Annotated in this window: 15 protein-coding genes; 8 read left to right on the forward strand and 7 right to left on the reverse strand. The window is 65.7% G+C overall.

The window, feature by feature from the left end:
• Nucleotides 1–19: 19 nt before the first annotated feature.
• A complete protein-coding gene (locus L284_RS30865) occupies nt 20–1,996 on the forward strand; it encodes a lytic transglycosylase domain-containing protein (protein WP_021233187.1) in 1,977 nt (658 codons plus the stop codon).
• Between the two features lie 175 nt (nt 1,997–2,171).
• Here the strand turns inward: L284_RS30865 and L284_RS30870 are convergent, their stop codons facing one another.
• A complete protein-coding gene (locus L284_RS30870; protein WP_021233188.1) occupies nt 2,172–3,581 on the reverse strand; it encodes a glycoside hydrolase family 27 protein in 1,410 nt (469 codons plus the stop codon).
• A 123-nt stretch (nt 3,582–3,704) separates the two neighbouring features.
• Here L284_RS30870 and greB point away from each other — a divergent pair, with 123 nt between their 5' ends.
• Both greB and L284_RS30880 read left to right on the forward strand, forming a co-directional pair.
• Complete coding sequence (gene greB / locus L284_RS30875; protein ID WP_031341675.1) at nt 3,705–4,190, forward strand: transcription elongation factor GreB; 486 nt, start codon at nt 3,705–3,707, stop codon at nt 4,188–4,190.
• Entirely contained in the window at nt 4,190–4,696 is a 507-nt protein-coding gene (locus L284_RS30880; RefSeq protein WP_031341676.1) for a hypothetical protein, read from the forward strand. Before greB ends, L284_RS30880 begins: the two co-directional genes overlap by 1 nt.
• Nucleotides 4,697–4,748: 52 nt before the next feature.
• Here the strand turns inward: L284_RS30880 and L284_RS30885 are convergent, their stop codons facing one another.
• Entirely contained in the window at nt 4,749–5,417 is a 669-nt protein-coding gene (locus L284_RS30885; RefSeq protein ID WP_031341677.1) for an outer membrane protein, read from the reverse strand.
• Between the two features lie 267 nt (nt 5,418–5,684).
• On the opposite strand from L284_RS30885, the gene rlmN reads away from it, so the two are divergent.
• Both rlmN and L284_RS30895 read left to right on the forward strand, forming a co-directional pair.
• Complete coding sequence (gene rlmN / locus L284_RS30890) at nt 5,685–7,013, forward strand: 23S rRNA (adenine(2503)-C(2))-methyltransferase RlmN (RefSeq protein WP_021233192.1); 1,329 nt, start codon at nt 5,685–5,687, stop codon at nt 7,011–7,013.
• Nucleotides 7,014–7,165: 152 nt separating this feature from the next.
• Entirely contained in the window at nt 7,166–8,092 is a 927-nt protein-coding gene (locus L284_RS30895; RefSeq protein ID WP_031341680.1) for a formylglycine-generating enzyme family protein, read from the forward strand.
• 57 nt (nt 8,093–8,149) lie between these two features.
• Here the strand turns inward: L284_RS30895 and L284_RS30900 are convergent, their stop codons facing one another.
• The 4 genes from L284_RS30900 to L284_RS30915 form a co-directional block, all read right to left on the reverse strand.
• Nucleotides 8,150–8,890, reverse strand: coding sequence for a LuxR C-terminal-related transcriptional regulator (locus tag L284_RS30900; RefSeq protein ID WP_021233194.1), 741 nt, complete (start codon nt 8,888–8,890; stop codon nt 8,150–8,152).
• A gap of 1,032 nt (nt 8,891–9,922) precedes the next feature.
• Nucleotides 9,923–10,606, reverse strand: coding sequence for a PIG-L deacetylase family protein (locus L284_RS30905; protein WP_021233195.1), 684 nt, complete (start codon nt 10,604–10,606; stop codon nt 9,923–9,925).
• A 3-nt stretch (nt 10,607–10,609) separates the two neighbouring features.
• Nucleotides 10,610–11,515 carry a methionyl-tRNA formyltransferase gene (locus L284_RS30910; protein ID WP_021233196.1) on the reverse strand — a complete coding sequence of 302 codons (906 nt, stop codon included), beginning with the start codon at nt 11,513–11,515 and terminating at the stop codon, nt 10,610–10,612.
• 16 nt (nt 11,516–11,531) lie between these two features.
• On the reverse strand, nt 11,532–12,776 hold the full coding sequence (locus tag L284_RS30915) for a glycosyltransferase family 4 protein (RefSeq protein ID WP_021233197.1): 1,245 nt from the start codon (nt 12,774–12,776) through the stop codon (nt 11,532–11,534).
• A gap of 476 nt (nt 12,777–13,252) precedes the next feature.
• Here L284_RS30915 and L284_RS30920 point away from each other — a divergent pair, with 476 nt between their 5' ends.
• Genes L284_RS30920 through L284_RS30930 form a run of 3 tightly spaced genes read left to right on the forward strand, consistent with a single transcriptional unit; the run spans nt 13,253 to nt 17,521 of the window.
• On the forward strand, nt 13,253–15,349 hold the full coding sequence (locus tag L284_RS30920) for a nucleoside-diphosphate sugar epimerase/dehydratase (protein ID WP_160172102.1): 2,097 nt from the start codon (nt 13,253–13,255) through the stop codon (nt 15,347–15,349).
• Between the two features lie 13 nt (nt 15,350–15,362).
• Nucleotides 15,363–16,676: a DegT/DnrJ/EryC1/StrS family aminotransferase gene (locus tag L284_RS30925; RefSeq protein WP_235054316.1), complete on the forward strand. Its 1,314-nt coding sequence runs from the start codon at nt 15,363–15,365 to the stop codon at nt 16,674–16,676.
• Nucleotides 16,673–17,521, forward strand: a complete 849-nt coding sequence (locus tag L284_RS30930) for a sulfotransferase family protein (RefSeq protein ID WP_021233200.1) — start codon at nt 16,673–16,675, stop codon at nt 17,519–17,521. Before L284_RS30925 ends, L284_RS30930 begins: the two co-directional genes overlap by 4 nt.
• 250 nt (nt 17,522–17,771) lie before the next feature.
• On the opposite strand, the gene L284_RS30935 is transcribed toward L284_RS30930, so the two are convergent.
• On the reverse strand, nt 17,772–20,240 hold the full coding sequence (locus L284_RS30935; protein WP_021233201.1) for a PhoX family protein: 2,469 nt from the start codon (nt 20,238–20,240) through the stop codon (nt 17,772–17,774).
• Between the last annotated feature and the right edge of the window lie 45 nt (nt 20,241–20,285).

Consider the following 20,285-nt stretch of genomic DNA (forward strand, 5'->3'; position numbering starts at 1 on the left):
TAAGGAGCCTTTTCCCAAAATGTCCAGCATGCAGCGTGTCGCCCTCCTCGTCTTGCTTGCTTCGACCGCCCTGTTCGGTATCGCAATCGGCGGCCCCGCCGCCGCGCAGGACGGCCGCGAATGGGATCTCGCCAAGGCCCGCGCGATGCAGTCGCACGACATGGCCGTCCACCAGTCGATCGACCGCTGGCGCCAGCTCGTGGCGTCCGACAGCTTCGACTTCGGCAGCTATTCCAGCTTCCTGCTGACTTATCCGGGCTATCCCCAGGCCGACAAGATCCGCGCCTCGGCGGAGCGGGCGCTGGTCAACCAGTCGCCGGACGCCAATTCGGTGGTCGCCTTCTTCACCCGCTATCCGCCGCTGTCGAACCAGGCGGCCGGGCGCTATGCCGTAGCGCTGACCACCCTGCGCCGCCCTGATGCCCAGCAGCGCGCGCTCGCAGCCTGGCGCGGCGGCAGCCTGGCGCCCAACGACGAGGCGCTGATCCTTGCCACCTATCGCGGCGCGCTGACCACCGCCGATCATGACGCCCGCATGGACCGCCTGCTCTGGCAGAGCGAAACGTCGCAGGCCGAGCGGCAGATCTCCTTCGTCTCCGCCGAGCGCCGCGCCCTGTTCATGGAGCGGCTCACCATGCTGCAAGGCTCGCCCCCCGGTTCGCTGGGGCTGGTACTGACGCCGCAGATGAACGCCGATGCCGGCTATATCTATGCCCGCGCCGTGCAGGCCCGAAAGAGCGGCAACCTGCCGGGCGAGATCGCCTTGCTGGCCAATCGCCCGCCTTTGACGGCGCCGGTGCCCGAACCTGAGAAATGGGTGCGCGAACTGCTCACCGCCGCCAAGGGCGCGGGTGCGGATTCGGCGGTACGCATCGCCAGCGGCATAGACGACGCTTTCGCACCCGGCACCGACATCAGCCAGCAGTCCTTCCGCCTGCGCGACGACTATACCTCGCTGGTCTGGCTGGGCGGCACCAAGGCACTTTGGCAACTGGGCGACGCCCGCCGCGCCGCGCCGCTGTTCTACCGCTACGGCGCCGCCGCGCAGACGCCGGGCACGCGCTCCAAGGGCTTCTACTGGGCCGGTCGCGCCCTCGCCCGCGCCGGCGACACGACAGGCGCCAACCGCTATTTCCAGATGGCGGCCGCCTATCCGCACTACTTCTACGGCCAGCTCGCGCTCGAACGGCTGGGCCGCCCCCTGCCCGACCTCGACAGCCGCCCCCGCGCCGTGCCGACCCAGGCCGAGCGCAGCGCTTTCCTGGCCAAGCCGCTAACCGCCGCCGTGCGCGACGTGGCCCGCGATGCCGACTGGCGCACCGGCGTGCAGTTCTTCCGCGAGATCTCGGACCAGGCCCAGAGCGAAGCGGACCACGTCCTCGTCGCCGAACTGGCCCGCGACATCGGCCGCCGCGACCTCGCCGTAATCCTGGGCCAAAGCGCGCACGGCGACGGCTATCAGGACTTTGGCCAGATCGCCTATCCGCTGATCCCGGTGCCGCCGGGCGCGAACTTCGCCATGGTCCACGCCCTCACCCGGCAGGAAAGCCAGTTCGCCCAGAACGCGCTCAGCCACGCCGGTGCGCGCGGGCTGATGCAGCTCATGCCCGCCACCGCGCGCGAGCAGGCAGGCAAGCTCGGCATGGCCTACGACCAGAACCAACTGGTCAGCGACGCCACCTACAACATCCGCCTCGGCGATGCCTACTTCGCGCGCATGACGGACTACTTCGGCGGCTCGCTGCCGCTGGCTGTCGGCGCCTACAACGCGGGCGCGGGGAACGTGAACAAGTGGCTGCGCGCCAACGGCGATCCCCGCACCGGCGCGGTGGACTGGATCGACTGGCTGGAGCAGATCCCGATCTACGAGACCAAGAACTATATCCAGCGCGTGCTGGAAAACGCGGTGGTCTATGAATCGATGTACCCGAAGGAGTCGGGTTATCGCGGGAATACGCCGCTTACGCAGCTGATCGGGAAGCGGACGCCGGGGTGAAGGTTAAGGGAAGAAGCAGGGGAGCATAGCCCCCCTGCACCCCCATTACTGTCTAGGTCAGGCACCAGCTACCCGTTGCGCGCCCATGGCTGCGTCGGAGACATAATGGCTGCGCCGCAAGGAGCGCACGACGGATAGGCTTGGCGCGAGGTCGACATTCCGAGGGTCCGGGGGATCATCCCCCGGGTCTTCCTCTTCTTAAACCCCCTTTAACCCTGAACAACCCCGCCCCGTGCGAAGCAAGCCGCGCCGAAACGCGCCCTTCGACCGCACCGAGATCCTTGCCCTCCCACAAGTCCCGCACCGAAGCCTTCGCGCCCAAACCGAGCAGCGAAAGCGGCACGCTCACATCGCGTTCCTTGTCCGACACGTTGAACAGCGCCACGTAGCGATCCGCGCCACCCTCGGCGCGCGCGGTCCAGACCTTGGTGCCGTCGTCGAGGAACAGCGGCGTGTTTTCGGTGCTCGACTGGTTCACCGCCAAGACCTCGCGATTGGTGAGCAGCGCCAGCGTCGGCGCGTCGAGGTGGCGCAAGTCGCCGCCCATGATCAGCGGCGAGCGGGCGATCGACCAGAGCGTCATCAGCGTGCGCTGCTCGTCCGGCGTGAAGCGGGTGTCGCGATCGCCCAGGGCGAGGCGGCCGAGCGGCAGCATGTCGGCATCGGGCCAGGAGCCGGGGCCGCGGAACGGCGTCCAGTTTTCGAGGCGGGTGAACTGCGCGTAGAGCTGCGCCCATTCGTCCCAGAAGTCGTCGGAGATGCGCCACATCTGGGCATGCTGGCGAACGTGGGCGCCGCGCAGGACGGGAGTTTCGCCCGGCGAGAGGCTGAGCACCATGGGTCGGCCGCAGCGGGCGATGGCCTTGGCGGCGGCCTCGATTTCGGGCGCGTGGGCATCGTAAGGACGGCTCATATCGTCCATCTTGACGAAATCGACGCCCCACGAGGCATAGAGCCTGAACACGCTGTCGTAATATTCCTGGGCGCCGGGCTTGCCCATATCGACGCCGTACATGTCGGGGTTCCAGGAGCACACGCTGGAGATGTCGGCAATGTCCTGCGCGCGCAGCCTGGTTCCGAGCACCGGGAGGTTGAGCTTCACGGCGTGGCGCGGGATGCCGCGCATGACGTGGATGCCGAACTTCATGCCCATGGCGTGGACCTTGGCGGCGAGCGGCGCGAAGCCCTTGCCGCCCTTGGCGGAGGGGAAGCGGTTCGGTGCGGGGATCATCCGGCCATGGGTGTCAAGCGCCGGCACCGGATTGGCATTGTAGGTGTAGCTCTTGGCCTCCGGCTCGTACCACTGGATGTCGACGGTAAAGACGTCGTAGCCGAAGGGCAGCAGCTTCTCGCGCATGATCGCGGCGGTTTCGAGGGCCTGCGCCTCGGTGATGGTGCCGGCGAAGCTGTTCCAGCTGTTCCAGCCCATCGGCGGGCGCGGCGCGAGTGCGGCGCCGGGCGCGGCAGGCAGCGTTGCGGAACTGGCGCCGACAGGAGCAATCGTCTGGGCACCGGCCCTGCCGGCAAGCCCCGCCAGCGGTGCGGAAGCGGCGGCCAGCAGCGCGGTGCGGCGTGAAATGTCCATGATGATCCTCAATCCCGTTCAACCTTGGCCAGTCTTTTGTCGGACTAATAGGCAGTGCGCAAGGCGGTGACGAAGCGGATCGGGGACTTGGCCGGATCGGCAATGCTTTATATGGATCTCGCCATGAAACCCGCCGGTCCTCCGATCTCGCCTTCAGGCATGGCCGCCCTGCGCGCCCGCTACGACCACCTGCTCGGCAAGGAGCGGCCGGAGATCGTCGAGATCGTATCCTGGGCGGCGGGTAACGGCGATCGCTCGGAGAACGGCGACTACCTCTACGGCCGCAAGCGCATGCGCGAGATCGACCGCGAACTCGGCTATCTGGCCCGCCGCATGAAGGCGCTGCGCGTGGTGAACCCCGCGGACCAGACCGAGCGCGGGAAGGTCTTCTTCGGGGCCACGGTGACGATTGCCGACGAGGACGACAATCACAAGACCCTGACCATCGTCGGCGACGACGAGCAGGACGCCGCCAAGGGCCTGATCGGCTGGAGCGCCCCCCTCGCCCGCGCCCTGCGCGGCGCGGCGGTAGGCGACCTCAAGATGGTGCGCCTGCCTTCCGGCGAAAAGGAATGGGAAGTCCTGGAAATCGAGTACCCGGCACCGTGATCCGGCGCTCGCGCCGGCTGGCACTGGCCGCGGCGGGCCTCATCGCGGCCCTGCCTGTCGCGCCGACACTCGCTCGCGAGAGTCTGGGGATTTATGCGACCTGGGGGGCGTTTCGCGATCCGGTGATCCCCCGTTGCTATGCCATCGCCATGGCGGAACCCAATGCGGCGGCGCGCGAGTATCAGCCTTTCGCGACGGTGGGATCGTGGCCACGGCGCGGGGCGCGGGGGCAAGTGCATGTCCGGCTTTCGCGCCGTCTCGCGCAAGGGGCGCAAGTCACGCTCTCTATCGGTAGGCAGCGCTTCATCCTCGTGGCGGGCGAAGGCGATGCCTGGGCGCGGGACGAGAAGGACAATGCCGCGATCGTCGCCGCCATGCGATCCGCGCCCCGCATGACCGTCACTGCCCGAGACCGCCAGGGCAGGCGCTTCGTCAATGCCTGGGCACTGCCGGGTGCCGCCTCTGCCATGGACGCCGCGCTGATCGGCTGCGCCAGACTTCAATAGAAAAGGGCGGGAACTTCCGCTCCCGCCCTTCTCGCTAGATCGTGCGCGCGGCTTAGAAGCGTACGCCGACGCCGGCCATGACCTGGTGACGGTCGAGGTCGAGGTCGAAGCGCTGGCCGTCCGCAAAGTCGCCGGTGTAGTCGAGTTCGCCCTTCTCGTAGTTCGAGTAGCGGTATTCGAGCTTCACGAAGGCGTTGTTGGTGATCGCCTGCTCCACGCCCGCGCCGATGCGCCAGCCGTCGGCGTCGATGTCACGGTTGGTTTCGACGTTGCCGAAGGTGCTGCGCACGTCGAACTTGGCGTTGGTGTAGCCGCCCTTGGCGTAGATCATGGTGGTCGGCGTCACGACGTAGCCGACGCGCGCGCCCACATAGAGGTCGCGGTTGGTCTTGACGTTGCCGAGGCCGAAGCCTTCGAAGTCGCCGTCGTCGAACTTGGTCTTGGCCGTCGACCAGGTCACTTCGGCCTCGGGGCCGAACACCAGGTTGCCCGAGCGGAAATCGTAGCCCGCGCCGACGCCGTAGGCGAAGCCGTCGATCGACTGGTCGTTGTCGACATTGACGTCATCGTCGACGCTGCTGCCGGCCTTGGTGACATCGTAACCGGCGAGCGCTTCGACGTGGAAGCCGGAGAAAGGCTGGGCCGGGCCGGTATCCTGGGCCATGGCGGGAGCGGCGATAGCGGCGGTTCCGAGAGCGAGGCAGACGAGAATCTTCTTCATGGGATGCTCCATTGGTTGTTTTTCCGACGGGCATCCGTTGGCGGCGACCGGCCCGTCTGGACTGGTCAAATGATCGTCATACCGCGCTGGTTTCCTGAACCTAACACAACGAAAACACTGATGTTTTTCAGCCACAGTAAAGCGATGGGACGAATGAGGCGAGCGCCCGGCGAAGGGAACCGCGACGCCTGGGCAGGCGTTCGCGCGAACCCCTCTGCGCGCGCATCTTTCGTTTTCGTGCCGGATGCATTATATGGCCGCTCAATCATGACAGACCCGACGACCCTTCCCGGCGCCACCGGCGCTGCGACCCATCCCGGCGCCTCGATGCCGATCCCCGGTCATATCGATCCGGTGCCGGTGCCCCGCCCCAACCTCGTCGAAGGCGTGACCCCGCGCGAGGATGGCCGCCTGGATCTGATCGGTCTGCCCAAAAAGCGCATCGCGGACCTGTTCGAAAGTGCCGGGCTCGATGCCAAGGCCGCCAAGCTGCGCGCCAAGCAGGTCTATCACTGGCTCTACCATCGCGGCGTCACCGAGTTCGAGGCGATGACCGACATCGCCAAGACCATGCGTCCCTGGCTCGCGGAACGCTTCGTGATCGGCCGCCCGGAAATCGTCGAGGCCCAGCATTCCAGCGACGGCACCCGCAAGTGGCTGCTGCGCACGGCGGACGCGCACGACTTCGAGATGGTGTTCATTCCCGACGCGGATCGCGGCACGCTTTGCGTATCCTCGCAGGTCGGCTGTACGCTTAACTGCCGCTTCTGCCACACCGGCACCATGCGCCTGGTGCGCAACCTGACGGTGGGCGAGATCGTCGGCCAGGTCATGCTCGCGCGCGACACCTTGGGCGAATGGCCCAAGGGCCGCATGGACTTCGCCTTCGCCGATGGCGTGGACGGCGCCGAAACCGATGACGAGGAAGGCGGCTACTCGTCGGATGGCCGCCTGCTCACCAACATCGTGATGATGGGCATGGGCGAGCCGCTCTACAATTTCGACAATGTGCGCGATGCGCTGAAGCTGGTGATGGACGGTGACGGCCTTGCCTTGTCCAAGCGGCGCATCACGCTCTCCACATCGGGCGTGATCCCGCAGATGGCGCGCTGCGGCGAGGAAATCGGCGTGAACCTGGCCGTCTCGCTCCACGCAGTGACCAAGGAAGTCCGCGACGAGATCGTGCCGGTCAACAAGAAGTACGGCATCGAAGACCTTCTCCAGGCCTGCGCCGACTATCCCGGTGCGTCCAACGCGCGCCGCATCACGTTCGAATATGTGATGCTGAAGGACAAGAACGACAGCGACGCGGATGCGCACGAACTGGTCCGCCTGCTGAAGAAGTACGACCTTCCCGCCAAGGTCAACCTGATCCCGTTCAACCCCTGGCCCGGCGCGCAGTACGAATGCTCGACGCCGGAGCGGATCAAGGCTTTCTCCGAGATCGTGTTCAGGGGCGGCATCTCGGCCCCGGTGCGCACCCCGCGCGGGCGCGACATCGATGCGGCCTGCGGCCAGCTCAAGACTGCCGCCGAGAAGAAGAGCCGCGCCGAACTGGAGCGTCTCTATGCCGAGAAGGAAAAGGAACTCGGCTGACCTTTCGCAATTCCCGGCTCTTTCGGCTGCTTTGGCATTACGCATTTGGCGCCATGCCAAAGCAGCCCTAGGGTAACCGGCGAGATCGACCGAAAGGACTTTGGATGACCGAGACCCTGCTCCCGACTGCCGGTGACGCGCGGCTGCGCGGCATGATCCGCGTGCCGGGCGGCACCTTCACGATGGGCTCGGAAACCTTCTATCCCGAGGAAGCGCCGCTGCGCCGGGTTTCGGTCGATGCCTTCTGGATCGACGAAGCGCCAGTGACCAACCGCGATTTCGCTCGCTTCGTGGAGGCGACCGGTCACGTCACCGTGGCCGAAGTCGCGCCCGATCCCAAGGACTATCCGGGAATGCCGGCGGAGATGGCGCGCGCCGGCTCGCTGGTCTTTCGCAAGACGGCCAAGCCGGTGGATACCTCCAACCCGGCGAACTGGTGGAATTTCGAATTCGGCGCCTCGTGGCGTCATCCCCTGGGACCAGACAGCAACATCGACACGCTGGACCTATGGAACCATCCTGTGGTTCACATCGCCTATGCCGATGCCGAAGCCTACGCTGGATGGGCCGGCAAGGACCTGCCCACCGAAGCCGAGTTCGAATTTGCGGCCAAGGGCGGCCTCGAAGGCGCCGACTATGCCTGGGGCGACGAACTGGCGCCGGAAGGCCGGATGATGGCCAATTACTGGCAGGGCCTGTTCCCCTTCGCCAACCAGTGCCTCGACGGCTGGGAACGCACCTCCCCGGTACGCAGCTTTCCCGCCAATGGCTACGGCCTCTACGACATGATCGGCAATACCTGGGAATGGACGCAGGACTGGTGGTCCGAGCGTCCGGATGGCAGCAAGAAGCCGGGCGGCTCCTGCTGCGCGATCAGCAATCCCAAGGGTGCGAAGCGCAAGGACAGCTTCGACCCTGCCCAGCCGCACGTAAAAATCGGCCGCAAGGTCATCAAGGGCGGCTCGCACCTCTGCGCGGCCAATTATTGCCAGCGCTACCGGCCCGCAGCGCGCCATCCCGAGATGATCGACACGGCGACGACGCACATCGGCTTCCGCTGCGTGGTCCGGGAAAAGTAGAAGAATTTCGCGCCGGACCTCGAGGCCGGCCGAAACGATCGGCCGGCCGCGTTGCTATCAACGTGCCAGGGACAGAGCCACCGGTGCGCGGACGGTCTCTTCCATCGGTACGAAGTCCGCCGTTTCGCGGAATTCGCCGCCGTGGGTGATGAGCCCCTGGTTCACGGCCCAGATTGCGGCCTGGGTGCGGTTCTGCACCATCAGCTTGCGCAGGATCGCCTTGACGTGGACCTTCACGGTCGCCTCGCTGATGTCCAGGCGATAGGCGATCACCTTGTTGGGATAGCCCATGACCAGACAGCGCAAGGTATCGATCTCGCGCTCGGACAGCAGTTCGCTGAGTTGCACCTGCACTTCGGCCTTGCCTTCGGCGATCGCCTGCTTCTGCGGCAAGTGCTGCAGCAGCGCGCTCGGCAATACCTTTTCACCCTGGTTAACCAAACGCAGCGACTCGATCAGCGGCTCGGAGCCGATTTCCTTCAGCAGGAATGCATGAGCGCCGAGCTGGAACGCCTCCACCATCTGGCCGAAGTCGAACTCGTCGGTCAGCAGCACCGCCCGCATCTGGGGGTGGCGCTCCTTCATGCCCGGAAGAGCTTCGAGCAGATCCACGCAAGTCCCCATGTCGAAGACGGTCAGGCCGACCGGCGGCATGTCGCTATCGCTGAGCACGGCATCGCAGTCCTTGAAGAACCGGGTGCACTTGAATTCGCATTTGTCGAGGATCTTGCAGATTCCCTCCCGAACCAGGGAATTGAAGCCAACAATGCTCACGGACACTTCATCAAAAGTCGACATCGTCTTTCTCTCCTGAATAACGGAAATACGGACGACCCAATTTATGTTATAATATTTTTTTGGGACTGTTCCTGACTTACCCAAGCGCAGGACCGAACAGTCAAAGAATCACCCTCTCGGGAAATCCCAATTCAGAAAATCAACGACAATCTTCGGATGACATGGCCAGAATGGCACGCCCCCCATTGTATGCCCCCTATTTCCACCCACACCTTAGGTAGATCACCTTAGAACATATCCGCGTCTTCAAGTCGAGGGGGTGGCAGGGTTCTATTCGAGCCGTGAACGAGCATTCTAGGTGGGTCCGTTTTCCCCTTATGATCAGTGGCATACCCACCCTTTCCAAAAGTTCATTTCTGGGGTGAGGGAGTCAAACGTATAATTCTGGTACAGTCTACCTCCAAAGAGGTATGATAAAGCCTAACTCGGGCCTTTTCAAAGCATTAGCTTACGGAACTTAACGCTCGCAAGAGATGGCCATGGCTCATCGGGTCGGTCGGACCTGCTTCAGAGTTCAACCGGAACGAAGCGGATCTCTTCAGGAACCGCGCAATTCCGCCATTCGAATCAGGTTGCGCTTGTCTGCCCCCGGTGCTGCGGCGTGCTGCCCAGGATTCTCATGGCCGTTCAACGACTCGAAGAACCTGGCGTGCGAATCTTTTCGCGGCCGCAACAAAGCTTGGGAGAGGCCGCAGCGATCGTCCCCAAGGACGGCACCATAAGTTGTACGGTAAACTAACCAGGCCGATCTATTTCGCGCTTCTGCGGGATCATTCGCGTCATGCGACAGGTCTCGATCGGCACCGATCGGCGCGCGTACCGATCCCCTCAAACTATCCGGCGTCCGCAGTCTATACAGAGCGATCTCAAGTTCTCGACATCTATACCTGCGGCATTGCAATACTGGCGAGACGAACTACTTGAAAAGCGCGCGGCGTGGACAGATGACGACACCCGTCAGCCGCGAACCGGCGCAGCCTTTCAGCATCCTGATAGCCTTGGCCGATGTCGCGCGGATTACACCGGGACCGGTCAGCGCTCGATCGCGCGAACCAGCACGAAACCTTCGGCCGCCTCGGAAAAGACCGTCGAACCCCGCAACCGGGCCAGCGCCTCTATCGTGATCAGCGAGCGTTCGTCGGGGAAGTCCCGGACCTGGCTCTCGAACATCGCGAAGGCTTCCAGCTTGCGCTGCAAGGTGGCGGCGATGTCGATGTGGACGTTCGGCACGAAAGGCGGCGTCAGAGGGGCCGCGTACCAGTTGGTCTCCGACAGGGTCTCGTAAGCCAGCACACGCGTCGGCACGGTGCGGTCGCGCGGCCGCGCCGCCACCATTGCGGCCAGGAATGCGAGTTGATGGTCCTGATGGATATCGCCCAGGAAGGGCACGAACAGCGTGTCCGGCTGGACCTCGCGCACGACGCGGCCGAGTGCGGCATTGAGTTCCGCCGCCGGCACGATGTCGAGCGAAGCCGCCGGGAAATCGAGCATGTGTACCTGGCTCACGCCGATGTGCGCATGGGCGCGCTTCATCTCCGCCTGGACCCGTGCGACGCCGTCTTCCGCGAAAGCGGGCGGCCGCCCGCTGGTGACGACCACGACCTGCACGTCCATGCCGGCCGCCGCCATGCGCGCCATCGTGCCGCCGCAACCGAGGATCTCGTCATCGGGATGCGGCGCGACGACGAGGATCTTTCCATAGTGATCGAGAGGCAAGTGCTATCCTTTCAGCACGGCATGCAAGGCCGGAGGCTTGCCTTCGGCAAGCTCCCAGTCGGTCAGTTCCAGCAGTCCGTCGCCGGTCTGCACCGTCAGCACGCCGTCGCGCCGCGCCATGACTTGACCGGGGATCGCGTGATGCCGGTGTCCTCCGGTCACCTGCCGCGTGGCCCAGACCGTCAGTTTGCGCCCGGCGACATGCGTGAAGGCGCCGGGATAGGGCCGCCCCACCGCGCGGACGAGCCGGTCGATCACCGCGGCGGGATCGCGCCAGTCGATGAGGCCGTCCGCCGGCGTCCGCTTGGTCGCCCAGGTCGCATAGCGCTCGTCCTGCACCTGGCGGGGCTGTTCGCCCGCCGCCAGCCGGGGCAGGACCTCCCGCAGCATCAGGCGCAGGGCATCCATATGCTTGTCGTAGAGCCCCTGCGCCGTTTCATCGGGCGCGAGGTGGAAATAGCGCTGCGCCAGGATGTCTCCGTCGTCGGTACCCTCGGCGATCCAGAACAGGCTGGAGGCGGAGATCGGCTCGTCCAGCAGGATCGTCCAGGGGATCGCGGCGCGTCCGCGCAGGCGTGGCAGAGGCGCGGGATGATAGCCGATCGCCCCTTTGGCGGCGATCGACAGGAATTCCGGCCCGACGATCTGCGACCAGCCGACCACGAAGACATAGTCCGGCCGCTCGGCGCGGACCCGGTCCAGCACCTCGGCATCGTTGGTCCGCGTTATGGGAAACAGCGCCGCGCCCGCCTTTTCGGCGAGCGGCGCCATGTCGACCAGATCCGAATGGCGCCCGTGCAACTCGGGCGGCAGGGTTCCAACCAGGCTAAGCTCCCATTCCGGGGCTTCGGCCAGTTCCTCGACGAGAACCTGGGTGCTGCCCACGGCACCGATGACGACAGCCCGCATTGTCCGCTCCCGTCCCTTAGCCCGCTATCGCCCGCGATCCGGCGCTGGAGCGCGCGTCCTGCCGTTGTCCGATGGCTTGCGGAAGATCGCTGCTGGGTAACGCTTCGGCACGGATCGTCGCCGGTTCGTTCCAGGGTTCGCGAAGGAGGTCCATCTCGTCGAGCAACTGGTGGTTCACCTTGCGAACGTCGTAGATCTTCTCGGCCAGATCGCGCGAGCGGGCAGCCATGCTCGTCACCAGTGAAGGCGCCTCGATGAAGCGCTGCATCGCCGCCTTCAGGGAATTGACATCGCGCGGGGACACCAGGAAGCCGTTTTCGCCCTCGATGATCGGCTCGCGGCAGCCCGGCATGTCGGTGGTGATCACCGGCCGGCCGGTGGCCATGGCTTCGAGGATCGTGCGCGGCAGCCCCTCTCGGTAGTAGGAGGGCAGCACGAAGACCGAGCAACTCGCCAGATAGGGCCGCACGTCGCTGGTGCCGGGAATGAACTGCACCGGATACTGGCGCGCCAGCCGCGCGCATTCGACTTCGTCGATCCCGGTCGGGTTGTCGCGCTCGTAATGGCCGAGCACGCAGAACTCCACTTCGGGGTTGTCCAGCTTGAGCTGGCGCGCCGCCTCGACGAATTCGTAGATGCCCTTGTCGCGCATGAGGCGGCCGACAAGCAGGAAGCGCAAGCGGCCGCGCGGCAGCGGTTCGAGGCGGAAACGCTCGAGGTCGATCCCGGAGCCGGGCACCTGGATCACGTTCTGGCGCCGGGTGACGATGCCCAGGTCGATCATCTCCTGCCTGTCATCGGCGTTGAACACGAAGACCCCGCGCGACCGGCGCACCGCCTCGCGGTAGAGCCGCGTCACGGCCCAGCGCAGGCCCTTGCGCGCCTTGCTGTCCTCGCTGAAGACATAGCCCAGCCCGGACATCAGCGCGAAGAAGCGCGGCACGCAGAGCAGGCGCGCGGCGATCCCGCCGTAGATAATGGGCTTCTGCGTATAGGCCAGGACGAGGTCCGGTTTCTCTGCCATCATCAGCCGCATATAGGCCGAAAGCAGCGCCGCGTCCTTCAGGGGGTTCGTGCCGGTACGCGCCATGGGCACGATGCGCAGGCCGATCCCCCAGGCCGCGAGATCCCTTTCCACGGCGGCATTCTCATCGGGCGCCACGGCCACGACGTCGTGGCCGTTCGCCTTCAGTTCCCGCAGCAGGGCGCCCCGGAAATTGGTGAGCGAATAGGCAAGGCTGGACAGGACGAGTATCTTCATGACGTGTTCGAGCCCCAAGCTGACGGATGGTGTCGCATGTCGGCTTCCACGCCCCCCGCGTGTGTACCCCCATCCAAATTCAGGTCGAATGATGACCCGCGAACCGGCGATCGCAAGCGACTAATCGGCTGATAGCCCTTCGAGATGACGGGCGGCGATTAAGGGATGAATAAGCGGCGTTTTGCCCGCTCCCTTTGGATCAGCGCCATGTCCGACAGTCGGACCTGCCCCCTATCCGCACGAGATTCGGCAATTTCGGTTGATGACTTCATGCACAAGTGCGCGGCCCGAAATTGGTCAATAGATCAGGAAGGAACGGGGCTCCGAGGAGCTTCGATGCATGTTTTCAGGTCCCGAAAAACGGCCCCTGGGATGAGGAGCCGAAAGACCGGACCCGAAACGAATTGCTCCCCTCCGCCACGCATATCGTGATGCGCCGGGGAACTTGGGCCCGAAAAGCTGAGAAGGTCGACGCGATGAGTCATACCGCTACGGGAAGCAGTGCTTCGACGGTCGCCGTCGATTCGGGGAACAGATCCCTGCGCGTGCGCAAGTTCGGATCGTCCGGCGCGCGTTCGCGCACATCCTCGCAGTTCAGCCTGCGCCGCACGTTTCGCAATACCGTGCTGATGACGATCGATTTCCTTGTCCTCTCGATCACGCTGGCGCTGGCGTTCGAACTGATCGGCAAGACGGGTTTCCCCCGGTCGGACGGCCACCTCGGCGCGATCCTGTCGTTCGCGCTGGTGGTGATCGGGGTGTTCTACACCGCCGGCATCTACCGCCGCAGCTGGCGCTACTTCAGCTTCTCCCACGCGATCCAGCTGGCGATGCTGACGCTTCCCGCCTTCGCGCTCGCCTGGGTTGCGATCATGATCGTGCCGGGCGTACGGGCCGAGCGCGGCCAGCTCGTGGAGATCGCACTGGCGCAGTGGCTGTTCGCAATGACCGCGCTGTTCTTCGTGCGCGGCGCCAGACGCGCCCTGCGCGAGAAGCTGACCTATACCGCCAAGGCCCGCCCGGCCCACATCGACAGCAAGAACCTGCGCGGCGCACTGCTGGTGGGTTCGCCCGACTGGGCGCTCTCGATCATCGAGATGCTCAAGCACGAGGCCATGCCCAGCTTCTCGGTCACCGGAGTCCTGCTGCCCTCGGACAACGACACCCTGCAGCAGATCGCCAGCGTGCCGGTGCTGGGCAGCCACGACGATCTTGCCCATGCAGTGGAGACGCTGGAACTGCAGGGCCGACGCCCCGCTCTGGTGATCGCTTGCGATGACGGCACCGACCTGTCGAACCGCGAGATGGCGCGCCTCACCTCGCGCGCTCGCAACCTCGGCCTCGAACTCTCACGCATCCGCGACGGCTGGAGCCACATCCTCCAGCGCAACCACGGCGCTTCGCCCGACGAGCTTTCGGTCAAGGATCTGCTCGGCCGTAGCGAGTTCACGCTGGAAGGCGAGCAGATCACCAGCCAGATTACCGGCAAATGCGTGCTCGTCACCGGCGCGGGCGGCACCATCGGCGGCGAACTGTGCTGGCAGCTCGCCAGCTTCCGCCCCTCGCGCCTGGTGCTGGTCGAGCACAGCGAATACCACCTCTACGCGATCGAGATGAAGCTGCGCGAGCAGTATCCGGACCTCGACGTCCAGCCCGAGCTTTGCAACATCCGCGAGCGTGACGAAGTGCGCCGCGTATTCGAGCGGCACCGGCCGGTGATCGTCTATCACGCCGCCGCGCTCAAGCATGTGCCGATCGTCGAGGCCAGTCCCTGCGCCGGGGTCCACACCAACATCCTGGGTACGCGCATCGTGGCCGACGCGGTCTGCGAATATTCGGCCAAGGCCATGGTCCAGGTCTCCACCGACAAGGCGGTGAACCCGGTGGGCATGATGGGCGCGACCAAGCGCGTGGGCGAACTCTACAGCCAGGCGCTCGACATGTGCGGCGTGGACGATCCCGAAGCGCCGCGCTTCATGACCGTGCGCTTCGGCAACGTTCTGGGATCCAGCGGCTCGATCGTCCCGCTGTTCCACCGCCAGCTGCGCGAAGGCCGCGCGCTCACCGTCACCCACCCGGACATCGAGCGGTTCTTCATGACCGTGCGCGAGGCGGTGCAGCTCATCCTCCAGAGCAGTTCGGCGGCGCTCAGCCAGAACTCGCAGCGCGGAACGATCTTCGTGCTCGACATGGGCAAGGCGGTGCGCATCGTCGACCTCGCCTACCGGATGATCCGCCTTTACGGTCTCCAGCCGGAGATCGACGTGCCCGTGGAATTCGTGGGCCTGCGCCCCGGCGAAAAGCTCTACGAGGAACTGTTCGACATCTGCGAGGAACAGCTGCCTTCCGGCATCAAGGGTATCTTCGAAGCGCAGTCCAAGCCGATCCCCCTGCCCTTCATCTCGCGCAGCATCGACCGGCTCGCCCGCGCGGTGGAACTCGGCGATCATACCGAGGCGCGGCGAATCACCCATACCCTGGTCAAGGTGCCCAGCGGCAGCGCCGGCTTCGGCGTGGTCGAGAATCCGAGCTGGACCAATTCCCAGGACACCGACGAACCGGTCAAGGTCTGAGGAGACAATCCCCGTGAATCTGGCTTCCCCGCCTCCTGTCGAGGACATGTCCTCGACGTCGATCCCGAATGACGAGGACTCGTCCTCGACCTTGGAACCTTCCGCTTCGCCGGACAAGGCAGCCGCCTCCCAGGCCCCTGCCGCGCCCCAACCGGTTCGCAGCCTCTGGCCCCGCCACGAGCCGGACGAGATCGAGGCGGTCGCGCATGTCCTGCGCTCCGGCAAGGTCAATGCCCTGGTGCACGGCGAACAGAACCGCGTTTTCGCCGCGGACTTCAGCCGCTTCGCGGGCATGCCGGAAGGCATGTGCCTCGCCAACGGAACGCTGACCCTGGAGGTCGCCTTGCGCGCACTGGGCGTCGGACCCGGCCACGAAGTGATCGTGCCCGCCCGCAGTTTCTTCGCCACCGCCGGCTGCGTTCTGGCGATCGGCGCCCTGCCGGTCTTCGCCGATGTCGATCCGGTGAGCCAGAACATCGATCCGGCTTCGGTGGAACGCCTGGTCACGCCCGCCACCCGCGCGGTGATCTGCGTCCATCTCGGCGGCTGGCCTTGCGACATGGATGCGCTGGGCGAAATCTGCGCCGAGCACCGCCTCCACCTGATCGAGGACTGCGCCCAGGCCCACGGCGCCACCTGGCGAGGCCGGCAGGTCGGCTCGTTCGGCGCGGCATCCTCCTTCTCTTTCTGCACCGACAAGATCATGTCGACCGGGGGCGAAGGCGGCATGCTGCTGCTGCGCGACCACCAGGTCTGGCTGCGTGCCTGGGCCATGAAGGACCACGGCAAGAACTACGCCAAAGTCAGCGACCACACCGGTACGCCAGGCGCGTTTCGCTATGTTCACGACACGCCCGGATCCAACTATCGGATGACCGAAATGCAGGCCGCGATCGGCCGCTGCCAGCTCGCCAAGCTGCCGCGCTGGCTGGAGGCGCGCCGCCGCAATGCCGAAGTGCTGCTCGGTGCGCTGCGGGACGTGCCGGGCCTGCTCCTGCCCGAGCCGCCTGCCGAAGTGGCGCATGCCTGGTACAAGTTCACGCTGCGCCTCGACGGCCCCGGCCCGGATGTGGAGCAACGCCGCGCCGCCGTGCTTGCCGCCCTGCTGGCACGGGGCATCCCCGCCGGCAGCGGTTCCTGTCCCGACATGAGCCGCGAGCATGCGCTGTCCGCTCTGCCCATCCGCCGCGACGGATCCCTGGCGAATGCCGTGGACCTGGGCCGGCGGACGCTGATGTTCCCGGTCGACCACACCCTCGCGGCGCAGGACATGTTGCGCATGGCGGAAGCCCTTCGCGAGGTCATGGCGGAGACCGGCGAGCGATGATGGCTCCCGAGTGGTATCCTCGCTTCATCGTCATCGGCGCGGTCAAGGCGGCCACGACCTGGATCCAGGCGCGCCTTCAGGACAATCCGGCCATCTTCATGCCAAGAGCGGAACCGCACTACTTCAGTTCCGAATTCGAACGCGGGGAAGACTGGTATCGCACTTTCTTCGAGAACCGGCCCCAAGGGGTGCAGATGATCGGCGAGAAATCGGCCGACTACCTCGCCCATCCCCTGGCCGCCGAACGCATCGCCCGCGTCATGCCGCAAGCGCGCCTGGTCCTGCAGCTTCGCAATCCGGTGGACCGCGCCTATTCCGACTACAAGATGTTCTACCGGCGCGGCACGGTGAACGGCGAGCCGGAGGAGTATCTCCGTTCGCTGGACAACCCTTTTCCGCGCTTTTTGCAGGACGGGCTCTATGCCCGCCATCTCGCCCGCTGGTACGATCTGTTCCCGCGCGAGCAGATCCTCGTCTACCTTTACGAGGATGTGACCCTTCAGCCGCAGCGCATCGTCCAGGCGGTCTCCGAGCATATCGGGGTGCCGCCGGTGTTCCGTCCCGAACTGGCCGGCGAGCGGGAGAACAGCAGCCGCACCGCCATGCTGCCCCTGCCGCTTCGCAAGGCGCTGGCGCCGCTCAAGGAAACCGTCCGCCCGTTGCGCGGCAAGCCGGTATTCGAGAACGTGCGCGCCCTGCTCGCGCGGGAAATCGCCTATCCCCCGCTGGCGCCGAGCCTTCGTGAGCAACTGCGCGATTTCTATGCCCGCGACATAGAGACGCTGGAGGCGATCTGCGGGCTGGATCTGTCCCGCTGGAAGATTCCCGCTCGATCGACGGCCTGAAAGCGTAGCGCATATCCGTCATCCCGGACATGATCCGGGATCGCCGGCAATCCGTCAGGCGCCCTCGCAGCCACGCACCTTGCTGGCAGCGCTTGCGCAAAGGCCAGCGGTCCCGGACCAAGTCCGGGACGAGGTTTGTCCTGGGCGCTCGCAACGGGTAGCCGCGCACTATCGCAGGACATGCAAAAGGGAGGGAGCGCATCGCGCCCCCTCCCCTGCATCGTGAACCATCCGGTCTTGCGACCAAGGATCAGAGCGCGACCACGCCGCCGTCGTCCTTGGTGATCGCCACGATCGCCGAGCGCGGTCGGACGGTGGCGCCCGCTGCACCCGTCTGGCTGTCGGGCCAGTGGCTGGAAGGCGCGGTGGGGGTGCCGTTCTCGCCCGGATGCTGGATGCCCACGAAGATCGTGCGGCCATCGGGCGTGGTGTCGATGCCGGTGATCTCGCACTCGACCGGGCCTACCAGGAAGCGGCGCAGGTTCGCGGCGGTGGCAGGAGCGCCGACGATGGTAGCCTGCGTGGCGGTGGCGCCGGTCGAACCGGTGTTGGTGATGGTCTTCGCGCCGCCGTCTCCCACGCGGCCGGGGATCGCCGCCAGCAGCATGCAGTTGGTGCGGTCGGTAAGAGCGCCGTCGTCGGTCTCGATCCAGAGCACGGGATTGAACTGACCCGCGGCATTGGTGCTGCGCGAGAAGTAGGCTCCGTCCGGGCTGGAGAAGTCGTTGTCCGCCGTGAGGCCCGACAGGTTGACGTTCGCCCCGGCATCGGCGGCGTCGGCACCGAACAGGTAGATGTCCCACTTGAAGGTGAGCGCGGCGGTATTGTCGCCGTCTTCGCGAAGGCGGACGATGTGGCCGTTGGGATTGCCGTACTGCGCCGTGTTGGACGTGCCCTTGGGGTCATTGTAGTGGCGCGGGTTGGCGGCATCAGTGCCGTTCAGCGGACGCCCGGCGGCATTGTTGTTGGTGAGGGTGAGATAGATCTCGCCGGTCACGGGGTTGCCCGCCGTCCATTCCGGCCGGTCCATCGGCGTCGCGCCCACGGCGTCGGCGGCAAGGCGCGGGTTGACGAGGATGTCGGCCTGATCGGCAAAGACGTATTCCGGAGTCGAGCCGGCTGCCGGACGGTTGGGCACCGATCCGAACACCAGCGGCAGCCACTGGCCCGAACCGTCGGCATTGAACTTGGCGACGTAGAGGATGCCGGCGTCGAGGTACTTGTCGCCCATGGCGAGGCGGCTGGTCGAAGCCGCATCGGCCGCCGCGTAAGTCGCCGAGGAGACGAACTTGTAGAGGTATTCGCGGCGCGAATCGTCGCCCATGTAGACGCCGAGCTTCTGACCGTTGACGGCCCGCACGAACGCGCCTTCATGGCCGAAGCGGCCCAGGGCGGTGCGCTTGCGGGGCGTCGATTTCGCGTCGAAGGGATCGATCTCGACCACCCAGCCGTACTGGTTGGGCTCGTTGCGATAATCCTCGGCGGCGCTGGCGCCGATGATCGTCGCGTTCCACTTGGTATAGATCGAGTCGGTCGAGTTGGCGAAGGACCAGGCATAGTTGCCGGTGCGGCTGGTCACGCCGTAGCGCGACAGCGCGGTCAGTTCGCGGGCGCTGCGCTTGGCATCGTCGGCCGCGTCGCGGCGGAAGTAGCCGGCCCAGTTTTCCTCGCAGGTGAGATTGGTCGCCCAGGGCGTCATGCCGTTGGCGCAATTGTTGATAGTGCCGCGACCCGCCGTGCCGTTCGTCGAGTAAGCCGTGACGAGCAGCGCCGATCCGGCGGCCGGTCCATGGAAGGTCATCGGCGTGTTGGGCGTGATGCGGCGGTTGAAGCTGCTGTTCTGGACGTAGGACCACTTGCGGTTACCGGCGTCCACGTATTCGGACACCGAAACGCCGTGCGCCTCGATTTCCTTGAGCGCTTCGGCAGCCGGGCGCGGGCCGGTGGAGACATTGGTAGGGCCGTTCGGATGCAGGTACTGCACGTTCAGGTTCTCGTGGTTCTGCACCATGAGGCCCCGTGTCGAGCTGGCGTCGTCGCGCCCGCCCGCTGCCGAGAGGCCGAAGTAATGCAGGGCATCGCCGTGATCGCCGATACGCTGCGCGAAGTTGCCGTCCGAACCGTCGTTGGCATAGGCGGAGACGCCAGCTGCCAGCGGATCGCCAAGGCGCGTCATGACGGTGACCGAGTAGCCGGCCGGAACTTTCACGACGTCTTCCAGGCTGTGCGGCACCGCGGCGAAGCCGAGCACGGCGGGCGAGACGCGAACGGTCGTCGTCGCGGTGCGCACTTCGCCGGTGACGCTGGTGGCCGAGAAGGTGAAGACGAGATCGGTCGCCGCGCTCACGCCGGGGGCGATGAAGCTGACCGAGGAGCCGGTTCCGGTCAGCGCGACGGTCGGGCCCGAAGTCTGGGCCCAGTTCGTGACGAAGCCGCCGAAGCCGTTTTCCGGGCTGCCGGTCAGCTTGACCACGCGGCCCGCGCTGGTCGCGGCATTGGCGCCGGCGCTGACCGCCACGGTGTTCTCGCCGTCATCGTCGCCGCAAGCGGCAAGCAGCGCGGTGCCCATGAACGCCATGGTCGTGGCGCCGGCGCCGCGAAACAGGGCCTGACGGCGCGAATAACGCTCTGCGGCCATGCTTTCGAGCGAGCGCTCGGTCGTGGCATTGGTATCGACATCGCCGTCGGTGTAGCCGTTGGCGGGAAGCTGTTCGGTCATGGTGTGCCCTGTTCCTGTGACAATCGCACAGGCTAGCTAGGGCCG

The organism is Novosphingobium lindaniclasticum LE124, assembly GCF_000445125.1.
GTDB classification, from domain to species: Bacteria; Pseudomonadota; Alphaproteobacteria; order Sphingomonadales; family Sphingomonadaceae; genus Novosphingobium; species Novosphingobium lindaniclasticum.

Bases quoted from the DNA above. Each gene is read 5' to 3' on its own strand.
- L284_RS30870 (WP_021233188.1), bottom strand. From the start codon at position 3,581: ATGGACATTTCACGCCGCACCGCGCTGCTGGCCGCCGCTTCCGCACCG.
- rlmN (WP_021233192.1), top strand. From the start codon at position 5,685: ATGACAGACCCGACGACCCTTCCCGGCGCCACCGGCGCTGCGACCCAT.
- L284_RS30865 (WP_021233187.1), top strand. From the start codon at position 20: ATGTCCAGCATGCAGCGTGTCGCCCTCCTCGTCTTGCTTGCTTCGACC.
- L284_RS30900 (WP_021233194.1), bottom strand. From the start codon at position 8,890: ATGTCGACTTTTGATGAAGTGTCCGTGAGCATTGTTGGCTTCAATTCC.
- greB (WP_031341675.1), top strand. From the start codon at position 3,705: ATGAAACCCGCCGGTCCTCCGATCTCGCCTTCAGGCATGGCCGCCCTG.
- L284_RS30885 (WP_031341677.1), bottom strand. From the start codon at position 5,417: ATGAAGAAGATTCTCGTCTGCCTCGCTCTCGGAACCGCCGCTATCGCC.
- L284_RS30910 (WP_021233196.1), bottom strand. From the start codon at position 11,515: ATGCGGGCTGTCGTCATCGGTGCCGTGGGCAGCACCCAGGTTCTCGTC.
- L284_RS30935 (WP_021233201.1), bottom strand. From the start codon at position 20,240: ATGACCGAACAGCTTCCCGCCAACGGCTACACCGACGGCGATGTCGAT.
- L284_RS30920 (WP_160172102.1), top strand. From the start codon at position 13,253: ATGAGTCATACCGCTACGGGAAGCAGTGCTTCGACGGTCGCCGTCGAT.
- L284_RS30895 (WP_031341680.1), top strand. From the start codon at position 7,166: ATGATCCGCGTGCCGGGCGGCACCTTCACGATGGGCTCGGAAACCTTC.
- L284_RS30930 (WP_021233200.1), top strand. From the start codon at position 16,673: ATGATGGCTCCCGAGTGGTATCCTCGCTTCATCGTCATCGGCGCGGTC.
- L284_RS30915 (WP_021233197.1), bottom strand. From the start codon at position 12,776: ATGAAGATACTCGTCCTGTCCAGCCTTGCCTATTCGCTCACCAATTTC.